Here is a 17,285-nt window from a genome sequence, read left to right on the forward strand (position 1 = left end):
ATACGAAAATGGAAGTGGTATATATGTATGTCCGTACTATGTATAGGAATATGGGGTGCATATACAAATGGGATTACAGAGTATGTGGAGAAAGTAAAGGGATTACTATTATCAAGTATACAAAGTCAAAAACGAATAGAGTTTAGTAATAACGATGAAAAAGTCATGTTATCAAATGTGCCTTTAATTCAGCAGTTACCAGAGCTAGAGAGAGGCTGCGAAGTGACAAGCTTAGCGATGATGTTACAATACGCAGGTGTTTCTGTAGATAAGATGAAATTAGCAAATGAAATAAAAAAAGTTAATTTTATGGAAGATGGTGTACGTGGGAATCCGAATGAAGGATTTGTAGGGAATATTTATACCTTTTCTGAATCTGGATACGGTGTATATCACGGACCACTTTTTCAGTTAGCGAAAAAATATTTACCTAATAAAGCTGTGGACTTAACAGGGAAGAGTATAGAAGAAATTTATAAGAGTGTAAAAGCAGGGCAACCGGTAGTCATGATTACGAATGCAACATATGCTCCTTTAGATGAAGATGAATTTACTACATGGGAAACAAATAGTGGGGATGTTTCTATTACGTATAATGAACATTGTGTTGTACTTGTTGGGTACGATAAGGAATCTGTATATATTCGAGATCCCCTCGATGATAGCTTAGATGTAAAAGTGCCAAGAGGAAACTTTGAACAGGCATGGGTGCAGATGGGGAGTCAGGCAATTAGCTATGTAAATAACTCCAAATAAATTAGGAAGAAGAGCATGAACTATATAACTATAAGATGAAGGATAAAGATTTAAGGAATTGTAAGAGAAGTTTTGCAGATTTTTTTTTGAAGAGAAGCTGTTAAGAAATAAGAGAACTTTAGCTTATTATATATGCTAAAGTTCTCTTATTTTTTAGGATTAAAATGTTTAGGAGAAGCGGATATGTAAAAATGCATAATTGACGAAAAAATTACATGTTATCATTATATATTGTTTTATACATGTTGATTGTATAAAATTACACAAGTGTTCTATTACATAAAGGAGGCTTATTATGCAAAATATATTCAATTGGGTTAAAAGCATGAGTATCAAGAAAAAATTAATCATTTCATTTTTTATTATTTTAACTATACCAGGACTTATTATCGGTGGTGTTTCATATCAAACTGCCAAAACAAATTTTGAACATCAAATGACAGATAAAGCAAAGGAGAATATTTCAGTTTTAAATACTGTTATTTCTCAAAATATAGAAGAGAAATTTGTTGATGCGACGTACTTTGCAGAAATCTTAACAGAGGATACATATCCAAATGGACAAGAAGAAATAGTAAGAACGAAGTTAGCACAATATATAAAGCTTCATCCAGAAGTAGAAGGTATTTATATTGGAACGCAGACGGGGAAGTTTATAAGAGAACCATTTATTCAAATGTCTGATGGCTATAATCCAACAGATAGATCGTGGTATAAAGAAGCGCATGAAAATAAAGGAAAGGTAATTGTTACTGCACCGTATCAATCAGCATCTACAAAAAATATGGTAGTGACAATTGCTAAGGAAGTAAAAGATGGTAAAGGTGTTATAGGCATTAACTTGAATTTGGATAACATCCTAAAGGTTTCAAAAATGATTAACATTGGTGAAAAAGGCTATGCAGTTATTTTAGATCAAAATAAGCAAATTGTTAGTCATCCGTCTAGAAAACCAGGTTCAAAGGTTACTGAGCCTTGGATTAAACCAATTTATGAAGACAAACAAGGAAATGTATCTTATACAGAACAAGCTGATAAAAAGAATTTAATCTTTGCAACAAATGAGAAAACAGGATGGAAGATAGTTGGAGTTATGTTTGACGAAGAAATTACCCAAGCTGCGAATCCAGTATTTTATAAAACTTTGATTGTCATTGCTATCGCTATTGCATTTGGTAGTGTATTAATTTATTTCATTACAAATTCTATTACAAGGCCATTACGAAAAATAGCTGATTCGGCACATAAGATTAGTAAGGGGGATTTGACAGAAAAAATTACTATTTACTCCAAGGATGATATAGGAAAATTAGGGGATTCATTTAATGAAATGTCTACCTCTTTACAAGATGTGATTACCCAAATTAGCTTTTCAGCAGAACATGTTGCAGCATCGGCAGAAGAATTAACAGCGAGCGTACAGCAAGCGAATGATGCGACAGATCAAATTACAATTGCAATGGAACAAGTATCAGGTGGGGCTGAATCACAAAGCCAAGGTGTTGAAGAAGGTGCGGCTACATTACAACAAGTAAATACAGCAATTCAAAATGTAACTGGAAGCGCGGAGTCAATTTCCATATCCTCATTACATGCGAGAGAAAGAGCTGAAGAGGGAGAAGAATTGGTTGAACAAACCGCAAAACAAATGCAGTCTATTTCTAGGTCGGTATCCCAGTCAGATGCTATTATTAAACTTCTTGATGAGAAATCAAAGCAGGTAGGAGCTATTTCTGAAGCAATTCAAACCATTGCTACTCAAACGAACTTATTAGCTTTAAATGCGGCTATTGAGGCAGCAAGAGCAGGGGAACAGGGCCGAGGCTTTGCTATTGTAGCAGATGAAGTAAGAAAGTTAGCAGAGCAATCAGGAGAGTCATCTGGAGAGATTGCAAATTTAATTGCAGAAATTAAGGCTGATATTGAACATACTGTTAAGGCGATGGATAATGTGAGTGGGGAAGTTCAGCAGGGCTTAGAGGTTGTAACAAAAACGAAAGTAAGCTTTGCAGAAATCTTAAGTTCTACTACTCATATTGTTTCTCAAGTTAATCAAATGGTAGAAACAACGAAGATAATTGCTGGAGATGCAAATGAAGTAACAAATGCTATTGATGAAATTGCAGCGGCGGCAGAAGAAAATACAGCTAGTATGCAAAGTGTTGCAGCTTCAACAGAAGAACAAGTAAATTCGATGGAAGAAATTAGTTCAGCTTCGCAAAACTTAGCTGAGATGGCCGAAGAACTACAAGCAATGACTAGTAAATTTAAAGTATAATAACAGCAAATAAGTAAGGTGAAAATAATATCACCTTACTTATTTTTCTATTCAGCAATTAGGGGAGTCATTAACGGGATGAAAAAAAGAAAAAGACTATGGAATTTATGGAAAACGATTACATTATTAGTGTGTACCGTTGTCATTTTTTCTTTACTTGTGACAGATATTTTAATCAGCCATAATGTTGAACGAACGACAGAAGAAAGCCAAGCAGAGAAGGCAAAAACGATTGCACATATTGTAGCGAATGATTCGGTGGTAATCGATGGTTTAATTGGGAAAGCAGATACATCCGCCATCCAAACGTATACAAATAGGATATTAAAAAATACAGGTGTTCAATTTATTGTCGTTATGGACATGGATGGGATAAGAAAGTCTCATCCAAATCCTCAAAAAATAGGTCTTCATTTCGTTGGAGGGGATGAAGGAACGGTATTGAAGGGAAAGGAACACGTATCTTTAGCAGAAGGAACTTTAGGGATTTCAATGCGAGTATTCGTTCCTGTTTTTGCTGACACAGGTGAACAGCTTGGTGCGGTTGCTGTTGGTATTTCAGCAGATAATGTAAAAGAAAGAGTTAAGGAAAGTAGACATATTATTTATATTGGTGTCGGAGTTGGATTGTTAATTGGCATTATAGGAGCGATATTGCTAGCTAGACATATAAAGAAGAGTCTGTTTGGTCTGGAACCGCACAGGATAGCGAAAATTCTTGAAGAAAGAAATACGATGTTACAATCGGTCAAAGAAGGTATTATTGCTGTAGATAAAGAAGCGAAAGTAACGTTAATTAATAATGAAGCAAAACGGCTATTTAAGAAAAGTGGACTTGAAGAAGACTTTATTGGTAAAGATGTTGAATTGTATATGCCGAATTCACGTATAAAAGAAGTGTTGCAAACAGGAGAGGTACAATTAAACGAAGAACAAAAAATTTATGGGATTACGATTGTTACGAATCGTGTTCCTTTATATGTAAAAGGAGAAATAGTTGGTGCGATTGCAACATTTCGTGATAAAACAGAAATCAGAAAATTGGCAGAAGAATTAACTGGTATTAGGCTATATGCGGAAGCATTACGGGCACAATCTCATGAATTTATGAATAAAATGCATGTCGTATTAGGGCTAACACATATGAAACAGTATGAAGAATTGCAGAAATATGTAAGTAGTATGGTATCAGAGCATCAATATGAAATTGGGGGGATTATGAAAAAAATTCAAAGCCCAGTATTTGCTGGTTTTTTATTAGGTAAACTTAGCTATGCTAGAGAGAAAAATATAAAGTTAATTATAAGTGAAGGCTCTTATTTACCAGAAATATATGATGAAAGTATGATTCATGAACTTATTACGATTGTCGGAAACTTAATTGATAATGCGTTAGATGCGGTAGCGAATTGTAAAAAGAAGCAAGTTGAAGTTGGTATACAGTATGGGGACACAGACACATTAACTATTACAGTACAAGATGCGGGGAAAGGTATACAAGAAGAGGAGATGGATGCATTATTTACAAAAGGTTATTCCACAAAGGGAGATAATCGCGGTTATGGTTTGTATCTTGTAAAAGAAAGTATACAGCGAATAAATGGGGAAATTCATATTCATTCATTGGTAGGAGAAGGAACAACGATAACAATTGAAATACCTAATAGTAGGGATGAGAGGTAAAGATGATTAAAGTTTTAATTGTAGAAGATGATCCGATGGTGGCAATGTTAAATACACATTATTTAGAGCAAGTGGGAGGATTTGAACTTGTTCATGCAGTTAACTCAGTTAAAGAAGCGATAGAAGTATTAGAGAAGTCACGGGTAGACTTCATATTACTTGATATTTTTATGCCTGAGGAGACTGGATTTGAGCTGTTAATGTATATTCGAAATCAAGAAAAAGAAATTGATATTATGATGATTTCAGCTGTGCATGATATGGGAAGTATCAAAAAAGCATTACAATACGGGGTTGTAGATTATTTAATTAAACCCTTTACATTTGAACGATTTAAAGAGGCGTTAACTGTATATCGAGAAAAATTTACTTTCATGAAAGAACAACAAAAAATTAGTCAATCGGAATTAGATTCATTAATTTTGCAAAAAGAAAGAAGAGAGCCAACTGTCACTAAAGAGCTTCCGAAAGGATTAACAAAGCAAACATTGCAACTCATTTGGCAGAAAATCGCATCGCTTAATGGACAAGCATTTACAACTGATGAAATGGCGCAATTAGTAGGGGTTTCGAGAGTTTCTATTCGAAAGTATGTAATGTTTTTGACTGAAATCGGAGTATTAGAGAATGAAATGGTGTATCAAAATGTGGGAAGACCGGTGAGTAAATTAAGGTGTATTGATCGGAATAAAATAGACTTTTACGTATAAGCGACTTATTATAGGTCGCTTATACTTTTTTTAATTACAAAACCAATTACAAAACTTACAAAAACTATTTTTACTATTGAAAGCGTTTTAATATTGTTATTAAGAAAACAAGGGGGTGCCATATGGGAATTCAAAAGAATGTGGAAGCGGTATCATTTTCTGAAGGCAATGAATTGAAAAGTGAATCTTTCGCTTCTAAAATTATGAACGTTAAAATCGGTGTTATACCTTTACCGTTATACGTAGTATTGGCTGCTATTATTTATGGAGCATCTGTATATAATAAATTACCAGCAGATATGATTGGTGGTTTTGCAGTTATTATGATCATGGGTATTTTCTTAGGTGATATTGGAATGAGAATTCCGATATTAAAAAATATCGGTGGTCCAGCAATTCTCTCATTATTTATTCCATCGTTACTTGTATTTTTTAACTGGATGAATCCAGCTTCAATGGAAGCTGCGACTATGTTAATGAAAAAATCGAACTTTTTATATTTATATATTTCTTGTTTAGTAGTTGGAAGTATTTTAGGAATGAACCGTAAAGTGTTAGTGCAGGGTTTCGTTCGTATGTTTATTCCTTTAGTAGTAGGGACGTTAGCTTCTGTAGCAGTGGGCTTATTAGTCGGTTCACTATTTGGATTTGAAATGAAGCAGACATTCTTCTTTATCATCGTACCAATTGTGAGTGGTGGTATCGGGGAAGGGATTTTACCATTGTCGCTAGCTTATAGTGATATTTTAAATGAATCATCAGCAACATTTGTATCACAGCTTATTCCGGCAGCTATTATTGGGAATATGTTTGCAATCGTGAGTGCAGGGTATATGAAGCGTTTAGGTGAGAAGAAACCGGAGCTTAGTGGTAACGGTGTATTAGTGAAAACAGACAATCAAGCAGATTTATTAAAAGAACAAAATACAGAGAAGCCAATTGACTTCTCATTAATGGGAGCAGGTTTATTAATTGCATGTACGTTCTTCATCTTCGGAGGATTTGCTTCTAAGTTCATCGGTATTCCTGGGGCAATCATTATGATTTTCTCAGCAGCACTTGTGAAATACTTTAAATTAATGCCAGCAAAAATGGAGCAAGGAGCATTCCATTTATATAAATTTATTTCAAAGAATTTAACTTGGCCGTTAATGGTCGGGTTAGGATTGCTATATATTCCGTTAAAAGACGTAGCAGCAGTTCTTTCGGTAGGATATGTTGTTGTGTGCGCATCGGTTGTTCTTACAATGGTAGCGTCAGGTTTTCTTGTAGGGAAAGTGATGAAAATGTATCCAGTTGAATCAGCGATTGTAACTGGATGTCATAGTGGCTTAGGTGGAACTGGAGATGTTGCTATTTTATCAGCTTCAAATCGTATGGAATTAATGCCGTTCGCACAAATTTCAACGCGTTTAGGTGGGGCTGCAATGGTCGTAACAGCGACAATTTTATTAAAAATGTTTTCATGATCAAACAAGCTAGCTATATTCATATAGCTAGCTTGTCAAATTAAGGGGAGATTATAAGTATGTTAGAAAATCAAATTAATGAAAGATCATTGTTATTGCATAAAGAGTTAGTAGGGAAAATTGAGATTACAAGTAAAGTAGAAGTGAATACAGCGGATGATTTAAGTTTGACTTATACACCAGGTGTAGCGGAGTCTTGCAAAGCAATTGCGGCAGATGAGGAAACAGCTTATGACTATACAGCACGAGGGAATATGGTTGCAGTTGTTTCAGATGGAACTGCAGTACTTGGTTTAGGGAATATTGGACCGAAAGCGGCTATGCCTGTTATGGAAGGGAAAAGTATTTTATTTAAGAAGTTTGCGAATGTAGATGCTTTCCCGCTATGTTTAGGTACGACTGATGTGGATGAAATCGTTACCCTTGTGAAAAATTTAGAACCTACATTTGCAGGTATTAATTTAGAAGATATTGCAGCGCCACGTTGCTTTGAAATTGAAAAACGATTAAAAGAAGAAACGAATATTCCTGTATTTCATGATGATCAGCATGGGACGGCTATTGTCGTTTTAGCAGCTGTTATTAATGCATTAAAAGTTGTAAGTAAACAAATGGATGATGTGAAAATTGTTATTAACGGTGCGGGTTCGGCAGGAATTGCAATTGGGAAATTATTATTAAAAGCTGGCGCAAAACATATTACGTTAGTTAGCTTAGAAGGTATTGTTTGTGAAGGTGAAACATGGATGAACGAAGCACAAATCGAAGTTTCAAAGAAGACAAATCGTGAATATGTGCGTGGAACATTAAAAGAAGCGATTCATCAGGCTGATATTTTCATTGGCGTATCTGCTCCTAACGTATTAACGAAAGAGCTTGTACAGACGATGAATGAGAAAGCGATTGTGTTTGCAATGGCGAATCCAATTCCAGAAATATTCCCAGAAGATGCATTAGCAGCTGGAGCTGTTGTAGTTGGAACTGGTCGTTCTGATTATTCAAATCAAGTAAATAATGTATTAGCGTTCCCTGGAATATTCCGTGGTGCATTAGATGTGCGCGCGACTGATATTACAGAAGAGATGAAATTAGCGGCAGCATATGGGATCGCTAACATAATTACGGATGAAGAGCGTAGTGCGAATTATGTAATTCCAAATCCATTAGATAAAAGAGTTGTTCCAAGTGTTGCAGAAGCAGTAGCGAAAGCAGCCATTGATTCAGGTGTGGCGCAAATTACGAAAATGCCAAGTTACTAATAGTTAAAAGCAGTGCCTAAAAAAGGCACTGCTTTTTTTGAGATAAGAAATCAAAATAATGAAGAAGTGTAGAATTATTTATGTTTCTTCACTATTTGTTTAATTCCATTGCAACTTGTTTACCATTTACTAAAACCTCAGTTACTGCTACGATCACTTCTATCATTTTTTATCTCTCCTCGCCTCATTCCTTACTTTAAGTATAGGAGAAGAGAGATAATCTAACTATCGAAGTACGTGATGTAGAAATTCCATTGTTGTAAGGGAGTGTTTTACTATTGTTACTTTACGTAGCATTGATTACAAACTGATCATAATATTTCTCATTCACATATATATTTAATACCCATAATCCAGATGAAGGTAGTGACACGGTGAGAGGGAGTTCGTTTGTAGTAGAATCGATTGTATTTGAAGTAGTCCAACCTTGTTTGGAAGTTTCTTTTTGAAAGAGTACTGGTGTTGGAGTTACAGTTCCTTGTTTTAGCGCAATAATGGATAATTTTCCAGTGGGCATTTCATGGTCTAGAAAGAACCACATTATTTCATTTTGTTCATTTGCGATAATAGGGGTATCAGCCATTGCGATTTTTCCTTCGATGCCTTTTAACGGTATTTTTCCTTCTACGAATGATGGAGCTTCTTCCCAATTTACATCTTTTAAAACACTAAGATGAAAAAAGGAAGGTGCGTTAATTTGAGAGGATGACGTTTCTAGTACTTCTTTTTTAGGTACATTTGAATCTGGCTGCACTTGCGCGCAGCCAGTAATGAGGAAGGAGAAAAGTAGCATAGTTCCGATTTTTTTCATGGTGCCACACTCCTAATTTTTATTGTTAGTGTAATTGTATTTGCTAGCAGGCGGGACAATTCCTTTAAATCATAAAAAGAGGCCGTAAGTTTTGTACGACCTCTTTTGACATTTTCTATCCCGATTGGTGCGGGCTAATAATCAGTGGGGGATGGAACCTCCCCACTGATGAAAGTTTCACTTTATATTTGTTCAGTTGAAAAGGTTGGTTCTCTCTCTTTTTGAGGCATTGTTAAGAAAATAACAGAAAGAACGATACATACTCCGCCTAATAATTGATATGCTCCAAAAGATTCATTAAGCCAAGCGATTGAAACGATGGCAGCTACAAGTGGTTCAATGCTAGATAAAATACTTGTTTCTGTTGCTGCTAAATATTTAAGACTCCCGATATAAAGAAGGAAAGAAAGAGTGCCACTTGTAATGATAAGAATAAGCATAGAAAAAGTTTGAAGTGTGAACGTTTGCGAAAGCTGATTCCATCCAAAAGAACGATTACAAATAAGCAGTGCAATCCCTCCAATTAACATCCCCCAGCCAATTACTATAGTTGTTCCGCATTCTTTAATAAGAGAAGCAGGATGAAGGGTATAAAATGCAAAACCAATCGCTGTTAATAGTCCAAAAATAATAGCTGCTTTAGATAAAACAATATTTTCAATTGAACCGTTTGTAATAATAAAGTATGTCCCTGTTAGAGCAGTTATAATTGCGAGTATTTGCATAGAAGCAGGGAATTTCTTTTGCTCAAACGCAACGTAAATGGTAATAAGAACAGGACCTAGAAATTGAAATAGTGTTGCCGTTACGGCATTACTAATATGAACTGTTTCGATAAAAGCGTACTGCGCACCAAGCATGCCAAGAATAGAGAAAATTATAAGTTGTATATAGTGTTTAGGATGTTTCCAAATGTGAAATATGTTTTGTTTTTTAATAAGCAAGAAAGCCAAAATGAATATTCCTGCGAGTAACAGGCGAATTGTTAAAAAATCAATTGATGATACGTTCGTATGTTGAAATAGCCACTGAATCATGGGACCAGATAATCCCCATAGGGTAGCTCCTGTAATAATCATCATAAGTCCGATGCGTCTACCATTGTCCATTATCATGCATCTCCTCTCTAGTATTTGATTATTAATGTGTTACATGATAAAAGGAATTATATAGAACTTCTGGTACTGTAAAAAGTATCAGTTATGTGTTTTTGGGAGGGGTCAGATGTTGTGTTAGAACTAACGCCTAATTTGAGTGCAAATAGTAAGACAGCATTGTATGTACAATTGTATGAGTATATAAAAAAAGAGATTAAAGATGGAACGATTCCGGCCTTTACGAAATTACCGGCTAAGAGGAAGCTGGCGACATATTTACAAGTGAGTAAAAATACAGTTGAAGCTGCTTATGAGCAACTTCTTGCCGAAGGATATATTGAGTCGATTTCTAGAAAAGGTTATTTTGTATGTGAAATCGAGCAAATGATTCATGTGGAAGGCAGCGAAGAGGTAATAGGAGAAGCGCCTTTTCAAGATAAGAAGTATAAATTTGATTTCACTCAAACGGGTGTGGATACTAATACTTTTCCGTTTCATGTATATCGAAAAATTACGAACGAGGTATGGCAATTTGAAAATAAAGATTTACTTTTTATTGGACATCCGCAAGGGGAGGTAAGTTTACGAGAAGAAATAGCCAGCTATTTGTATGAATCTAGAGGTGTACGATGCGTAGCTAGTCAAATTGTAATAGGAGCGGGTACGCAAATATTAGTAAAAATGTTATTTCAGTTGTTAAAGGGAAGTCGTTATGCGGTTGAGAACCCTGGGTACCATCGGAAAATGGTTGTTTTCGAGCAAGGGGAACAAAATGTACAAATGTTATCTTTAGATAGAGATGGAATTCGTATGTCACAGTTAGTTGATAGCCATGCAAATGTTGTATTTGTTACACCTTCGCATCAGTTTCCTTACGGGATGATTATGCCAATTACGAGAAGAATGCAGCTTTTGCAATGGGCGAAAAAAGAAGAAGGAAGATATATTATTGAAGATGATTATGATAGTGAATTCCGCTATTCTGGAAAGCCAATTCCAGCGCTGCAAGGGTTAGATAGAGATGGGAAAGTAATTTATATGGGGACGCTGTCTAAAGCGCTATTGCCATCATTACGGATGAGTTATATGGTGTTGCCAAAACAGCTCATTAAGCAGTATCAGGAGCAATATTTATTTTACACACAAAGCGTTTCAAGAATGGATCAAGAGATCATTAGGAAATTTTTAAATGACGGGCATTGGGAAAAGCATATTCATAAAATGCGTGTTGTGTACCGAAAGAAGAGAGACCATCTTGTTTCGGTAATAGAAAAATATTTTTCTAGTCGCATTGAAGTAATAGGGGAAGATTCCGGCCTACATATTTTATTAAGAGTGCATAATGGGATGGAAGAGAAAGAATTAATGGAAACTGCAGCTGAAAGGAGTATTAAAGTGTATCCTGTTTCGATGTATTATAAGGAAGGGACTTCTCCCAAAAGTACAGTATTACTTGGATTTGCGACTTTATTAGAGGAAGAAATTGAAGAGGCCATTCAATTATTATATACAGTATGGTTTACAAAAAAGTAAAAAAACACCCTCATAAATGGAGGATGTTTTTTTATTATTTTTCTTCATCTAGGAAAAGAACCATATGCTCTTCATCCCAATATTGTCCGTTATATTTTAATGAGCGTTCTTGCACACCAAATGTTTTAAATCCTAATGACTCATAAAGTTTTTTTGCACCATCGTTTCCGACAACAACATCAAGCATAACTTGCTCTACTTCTAAAGATTTAGCAAGCTCAAGACATTCTTTAATAAGTGCTTTTCCCGCTCCAAGTCCGCGTGCTTTTGGAGATACGTATACTGAACCAATTTTCGCTTTATGTTCTTGTTTTACATATGGTTTCGTTTCCAGTGTTGCAACTCCGATTAATTCTCCATCTTTAAATGCACCTAGTGTATAGTTCTCATCTTGTGCTAATTTTTGGGCTTTATATTCAATAGCACACTCTTTATTAATAATATCTTCATAAGAAGAGCTGAAAGCTTCCGGGTTTTGTTTTAATCCTTCTACTCGAAGTTCTAAGTAAATTTCTGCTTCGTCTTTTGTTAATACATGGATATCCAATTATATCACCCTCCAAATCTTTGACAGTTATACCTATATTTTATATTGAAATAAGAATAATTTCAAAAGCTTAGCTTATATGAGCTGGTTTTATAAATAAAATAGCACCAGTAGTGTTGACTACTACTGGTGATTTCACGCATATATTATTCAAATGGTAATTCAATTATAAATTCTGTTCCGACTTCTAATTCGCTGTTAACTTCAATAGAACCATTATGAAGTTCTACAATTTCTTTTGCAACAGCCAGTCCGATACCTTTTCCTCCTGTAGCTCGTGTTCTGGATTTATCGACACGGTAAAAGCGATCGAAAACATGTGGGATATCTTCTTCAGGAATACCTTCACCTTCATCTTGTACACTTATTGTAAAAGTATTCGTACTCGATAGTACACGTATTGTTATAGAAGTGTTTTCTGGTGAATGTTGATAAGCGTTGTGCAATAAATTTAACAGTACTTGTTCCATACGTCTTTCGTCTATACAAACTTCTAAATCATCTTTGCAGTATATATATAGTTGCATTTGTTTGTTCGTTAATGTTGTTTTTGTTTTTTCAACCATTCGTTCTAAAAATGGCCTCAGGAGCATTTTTTGTTTTTTAATAACGAATTGATGTTGCTCTAATTGTACGAGCATAAATAAATCTTGTACGAGATCAGTTACACTATCGGTTTCATCCTCGATGATTTGTAAATACTCTTCACGTTCTTCCTTCGTTAAAGAATCTCTCTTTGCCACTTTCGCATAACCTTTCATATAGGTTAATGGAGTTAATAATTCGTGAGCGACACTAGCGAGGAATTCATTTCGTTCTTTTTTCATATACGTAAGTTCACTAGATAAATCTTCAATAGTTTTTGCTAAGCTTCCAAGTTCATCATTTCGTTTAATTCCTAATTGAATTGGCTTGTTTAATTTGGACATTTTTTCAGTAGCTCTTTTCATTTTTATAAGAGGTTCTGTAATAACCCGAGAAAAAACAAAGACAGAAATAGTTGTTAAAATAATTGTCAAAATACTAATGATAATAAATTGATTCATGAGTTTAAGTAACATATTTTCTAAGAAAGATGTCTTTAATAACATATGTAAGTTACCTTGAAATCCATCTATTTCAAGTGGGCTTACTGTTGAGATGAATTTCGATTTTTTCCAGTTTTTTTCTACAATCAACCCGCTTTTAGGAATAGTTTCCGTTTTACAAGTAAGTTGTTTTTGCATTTCTTTCGTTACGGGTTCTGAGGTGGAAATGATTTTGCCGTTATTGTCAGTTATAATGATAGTGATATCGGTATTAGCAATTAATTCTGAGCCAATTAATTCTTCAGCTGCATGCTCGATAGTGAACTCTTGATACCAAGGGCGTTTAGGACGTTCGGTGTTTGGTTTTTGTTTAGAATGCTCATTCCATTTTGCACGGTTTACAATTTTGTCACGATACCGATTGCCTTTCTCTAATAGAGCAACTGTTTCCTCTTCAACCCGCATTTTTGAAAGGCTTTTATAAAAAGATACGAAAGCAATTGTTTCAATACATAAAGCTAATATTAAAAAGTATGTCCCAATTTTAAGGGAAAGTTTACTCATTTTCTCACCATACCTTATTTCATATAGAGTGAAACTTTAATCAGTGGGGTTTTATCCATCCCCACTGATTAAAGTAATTATTCACTTTTCCATTTATATCCGACTTTATAGACGGTTTCTAAGTAATCTTCAACTGGAAATTCTTTTTTGCGTAATTTATCACGGATATTACGAATATGTGAATCGATAGTTCTGTATTCGATGTCTGTTTGATATCCCCAAATTTTTTCAATTAAATCATCACGGCTGTAAGCACGGTTTGTATTTTGTAAAAAGAGTCCAAGTAACGAGAATTCAATAGGAGTTAGTGAGATTCTTTCACCATAAACGGTAACAGTATGTTTCGTTTTATCCCACTCAATACCATTGAAGCTAACAAATCCGTCTTTCTTCGTACGGCGTAATATGGCCTCAATTCGTGCAACTAATACATGCTCATCAAATGGTTTTGTAATATAGTCATCTGCTCCCATGGTCAGGCCTTTGACCATATCATAATTTTGGTTGCGAGCTGTTAGCATAATAATTGGAACGTTGGAAATTTGACGGATTTGATAGCAAGTATCCCACCCATCCATATTCGGCATCATAACATCTAATAAAATAATATCGAAGTCCTTTTGTTCGATTAATTCTAGCGCTTCAAGGCCAGAAGTAGCTTTCATACAAAAATAGCCACGAGGGCTTAAGAACAGATCTAACAATCGTAACATACGTTCTTCATCGTCTACTAATAAAATTTTCACCATAATCTTGTGCACCCCAAACTATTCATTCTACTTGTATAGTTTACATGAAAATAATAAAAAACTCTTTTTATGTGATTGAATGGATGGCTGATTTTTTCAATCAGGGCAATTGACATAAAAAATGCACTAGTTTTGCACAACTATTTTTTATAATAGAAAACGTAGCGACACAAATACCCTATGTTGCGACATAACGTCATGTCATTTTATTTATAAAATGACAATTCCATTCTATTGTGTATGTGAGATAGAGAGGGTTTTCGTATTCACCTCGCATCGGATAAGAAAAATTTCCTATCTCACACTTTTTTTAATATAAAGGGGATTGTACACATGAGTAAAAAAGTAGAACTTTTACAAAAAGAAAAGCAAGATCGTAATGCGATTGTAATGTGTGTTGCGGTATCTATGCTTATTATGATAAGTTGTGTAAATAAATTTTTCGGGATTTTATAATAGAAAAAAGCTTATTGCTTCTTAAGAAGCAATAAGCTTTTTTAATGTGTTCTATATAATAAACCAAGGTAGAATTGCCAGTCCAGAAGTTACAATTGCTGTAGCAAATATTAAAAAGATAGCTTGTTTGTTTTGTTTCATGTTACATTCTCCTCCACATATCAATTGCATGCTATACGTTCATTTAATAATTAGCGGGAGACGGATCCTCCTCGCTGAGTGAAGTTTCACTTTATATTTTTAGTATAACGAATGGAAAGGATTGGAACGATCGATAAAGGTGACATGAAGATTACATTGTTGTAATGAAAAAAGCATCTTAATTAATAAGAAGATGCTTTTGAAAAATTATATTAAAATGTTAATTATTTAAGAATAAAACCATATGCTCTTCGTCCCAATATTGGCCATTATGTTTTAAGGACCGTTCTTGCACACCGTAAGTTTGGAAGCCGAGGGACTCATATAATTTTTTTGCAGCAGTGTTATCAGCGACAACATCAAGCATAAGCTGTTCTACATGTAATTTATCGGCATTTTCAATAATCGCTTTAATTAAAGCTCGTCCTGCACCGAGGCCACGCGCTTTTGGAGAAACAAAAACTGAGCCGATTTTTGCCTTATGCTCTTGCTTAATAAATGGCTTTGTTTCTAGAGTAGCAATACCGATTAAATCATTATCTTTGAAGACACCTAGAGTATACTTATCCGGATTGCTTAATCGCTTTGCCATAGCAGCGACAGGGTTTTCCTGTTTAAGAACATCTTCATAAGAAGAGCTAAAAGCCTCAGGGTTTTTCATTAAACCTTCCATACACACTTTCAAATAAATTTCTGCATCCTCTGTTGTTAATAAGCGAATTTCCATAGTTGTAACCTCCTAGATTGATTCAAATTTAATTCATTAACTTTGTAAGATTAAGTTTAGTTAAATGTATTCTGTGACTATTCTTTCTTAATTTGTAAAAGAATGAAAAGATTATGCTACTATGTTTTCATTTTATTTATCACGCTATTTGCGGGCAGTAAAACTCCCACCTCAAAATTCGGCTGGGGCAAAGAAGTTAGGTGGGAGTCGGGCTGCCCGTAAAAGCCCGATTGGTGAAGGCTAATAATCAGTGGGGGATGAACACCCCCCACTGATTAAAGTTTCACTTTATGTAATGAAATTATATATTAACTTTATTAACTATTCAAGGTTTTAATATGTTACATTTTTATAACTAAAATTCCCGCTTTGTAAAGGAGTCATTTTTATTCAACTATTCGTGGGAGTCGGATTGCCCGTAAAAGCCCGATTGGTTAGGCTAATAATCAGTGGGGAGGGAAAAACCCTCCACTGATTAAAGTTTCACTTTCTTTTACATATTCAATCGTTTATTTTGTAGCCATCGATTCGTTCCGGATGTGTATAAATATTGCAAGATCCATTTCGAATAAATCCTACTACGGTAATACCTAAATCGTGGGCGAGTTGCAGAGCTAGTTTAGTTGGAGCTGATTTAGATAGAACAATTTCGCAACCTATTTTTGAAACCTTTAACAAAATTTCAGATGAGATGCGTCCGCTAAACGCAATGATTTTCCCTTGAACAGAGATATTGTTTCGTAAACAATGACCGTATATTTTATCTAGCGCATTATGCCTTCCGATATCCATTCTTGATAAAAGAATGTTATTTCGATCACATAAAGCGGTATTATGCACACCACCCGTTTGGCGAAATGTAGTTGAAGATTGTTGTAAGGAAGTCATTAGGTGAAAACATTCTTCCGGAGTAATAGTTATATGTATATCATGTAACTTTTTTGCTTTTGCTGCATCGTTGACGAAAACAAAACCTTGTCTACTTTTCCCGCAACAAGAAGTTACGTACCGTTTATTATATAAAGTTTGATAGAGTGGATTAATTTTTGATGATTTTACATGGACAATTCCGTTTTCTTTTTGGATCCATAATTCTTCAATATCTTTATAAGAAGAAATAATTCCTTCAGAAATTAAAAAACCGATTACCATATCTTCAATGTAATTAGGAGTGCATACAACTGTTACGTATTCTTCGCTATTTAATTTAATTGTAATAGGAGATTCTGTAACAACCTCATCGGTTTGTTTTGAAAATGTACCAGATTGATAACGTACAATTGTATATGTTTCTTGAATAGGCCCCATATTAAATTCCCCTTTATATGTATTTTTCTCCATATTTATCATAAAACATCGAAAAAACAAAAGCATCTACTAACAAGAAGATGGCAGATTATTTTGGTTATTATTGTATATGTACGATATAATAGATTTGTAGAATAGCGACATTTTCAAGCTTTTGTAGTTATACCTT

Annotated in this window: 15 protein-coding genes and 1 pseudogene; 9 read left to right on the top strand and 7 right to left on the bottom strand. The window is 34.6% G+C overall.

All coding sequences use genetic code 11. The annotated features are described in order from the left end of the window. The first annotated feature begins 27 nt into the window (after positions 1–27). The 7 genes and pseudogenes from JFT89_RS20675 to JFT89_RS20700 all read left to right on the top strand — a co-directional run bounded on the left by JFT89_RS20675 (position 28) and on the right by JFT89_RS20700 (position 8,155). Complete coding sequence (locus JFT89_RS20675) at positions 28–756, top strand: C39 family peptidase (RefSeq protein ID WP_002010417.1); 729 nt, start codon at positions 28–30, stop codon at positions 754–756. A 436-nt stretch (positions 757–1,192) separates the two neighbouring features. After that, positions 1,193–2,095 (top strand): annotated as a pseudogene (locus tag JFT89_RS30920) (HAMP domain-containing protein); the annotation flags it as partial. 120 nt (positions 2,096–2,215) lie between these two features. Continuing rightward, positions 2,216–3,034, top strand: a complete 819-nt coding sequence (locus JFT89_RS30925; RefSeq protein WP_452086908.1) for a methyl-accepting chemotaxis protein — start codon at positions 2,216–2,218, stop codon at positions 3,032–3,034. A 78-nt stretch (positions 3,035–3,112) separates the two neighbouring features. Then, entirely contained in the window at positions 3,113–4,717 is a 1,605-nt protein-coding gene (locus JFT89_RS20685; RefSeq protein ID WP_002134308.1) for a sensor histidine kinase, read from the top strand. A gap of 2 nt (positions 4,718–4,719) precedes the next feature. After that, a complete protein-coding gene (locus JFT89_RS20690) occupies positions 4,720–5,427 on the top strand; it encodes a response regulator (protein ID WP_002063727.1) in 708 nt (235 codons plus the stop codon). Positions 5,428–5,549: 122 nt separating this feature from the next. Further along, a complete protein-coding gene (locus tag JFT89_RS20695) occupies positions 5,550–6,896 on the top strand; it encodes a 2-hydroxycarboxylate transporter family protein (RefSeq protein WP_002063728.1) in 1,347 nt (448 codons plus the stop codon). 59 nt (positions 6,897–6,955) lie between these two features. Beyond that, a complete protein-coding gene (locus JFT89_RS20700) occupies positions 6,956–8,155 on the top strand; it encodes an NAD(P)-dependent malic enzyme (protein WP_016097194.1) in 1,200 nt (399 codons plus the stop codon). 286 nt (positions 8,156–8,441) lie between these two features. Here JFT89_RS20700 and JFT89_RS20705 read toward each other — a convergent pair whose 3' ends face one another. Continuing rightward, entirely contained in the window at positions 8,442–8,966 is a 525-nt protein-coding gene (locus JFT89_RS20705) for a DUF4871 domain-containing protein (RefSeq protein ID WP_002063730.1), read from the bottom strand. A gap of 182 nt (positions 8,967–9,148) precedes the next feature. After that, complete coding sequence (locus tag JFT89_RS20710) at positions 9,149–10,075, bottom strand: DMT family transporter (protein WP_201040543.1); 927 nt, start codon at positions 10,073–10,075, stop codon at positions 9,149–9,151. A gap of 120 nt (positions 10,076–10,195) precedes the next feature. Here JFT89_RS20710 and pdxR point away from each other — a divergent pair, with 120 nt between their 5' ends. Further along, positions 10,196–11,596, top strand: coding sequence for a MocR-like pyridoxine biosynthesis transcription factor PdxR (gene pdxR / locus JFT89_RS20715; protein WP_201040544.1), 1,401 nt, complete (start codon positions 10,196–10,198; stop codon positions 11,594–11,596). Positions 11,597–11,630: 34 nt separating this feature from the next. On the opposite strand, the gene JFT89_RS20720 is transcribed toward pdxR, so the two are convergent. The 3 genes from JFT89_RS20720 to JFT89_RS20730 form a co-directional block, all read right to left on the bottom strand. Then, positions 11,631–12,143: a GNAT family N-acetyltransferase gene (locus tag JFT89_RS20720; RefSeq protein ID WP_000351210.1), complete on the bottom strand. Its 513-nt coding sequence runs from the start codon at positions 12,141–12,143 to the stop codon at positions 11,631–11,633. 146 nt (positions 12,144–12,289) lie between these two features. Next, on the bottom strand, positions 12,290–13,735 hold the full coding sequence (locus JFT89_RS20725; RefSeq protein ID WP_002063733.1) for a HAMP domain-containing sensor histidine kinase: 1,446 nt from the start codon (positions 13,733–13,735) through the stop codon (positions 12,290–12,292). 77 nt (positions 13,736–13,812) lie between these two features. Next, on the bottom strand, positions 13,813–14,484 hold the full coding sequence (locus JFT89_RS20730; RefSeq protein WP_002010439.1) for a response regulator transcription factor: 672 nt from the start codon (positions 14,482–14,484) through the stop codon (positions 13,813–13,815). 333 nt (positions 14,485–14,817) lie between these two features. Between JFT89_RS20730 and JFT89_RS30530 the strand changes: the two genes are divergently transcribed. Further along, positions 14,818–14,940, top strand: coding sequence for a hypothetical protein (locus JFT89_RS30530; RefSeq protein ID WP_002010441.1), 123 nt, complete (start codon positions 14,818–14,820; stop codon positions 14,938–14,940). A gap of 361 nt (positions 14,941–15,301) precedes the next feature. Here JFT89_RS30530 and JFT89_RS20735 read toward each other — a convergent pair whose 3' ends face one another. Both JFT89_RS20735 and fdhD read right to left on the bottom strand, forming a co-directional pair. Continuing rightward, positions 15,302–15,808, bottom strand: coding sequence for a GNAT family N-acetyltransferase (locus JFT89_RS20735; RefSeq protein WP_002010444.1), 507 nt, complete (start codon positions 15,806–15,808; stop codon positions 15,302–15,304). Positions 15,809–16,309: 501 nt separating this feature from the next. After that, positions 16,310–17,116, bottom strand: a complete 807-nt coding sequence (gene fdhD, locus JFT89_RS20740) for a formate dehydrogenase accessory sulfurtransferase FdhD (RefSeq protein WP_016097197.1) — start codon at positions 17,114–17,116, stop codon at positions 16,310–16,312. Between the last annotated feature and the right edge of the window lie 169 nt (positions 17,117–17,285).

This window comes from Bacillus sp. TH25 (genome assembly GCF_016650935.1).
GTDB lineage: Bacteria > Bacillota > Bacilli > Bacillales > Bacillaceae_G > Bacillus_A > Bacillus_A mycoides.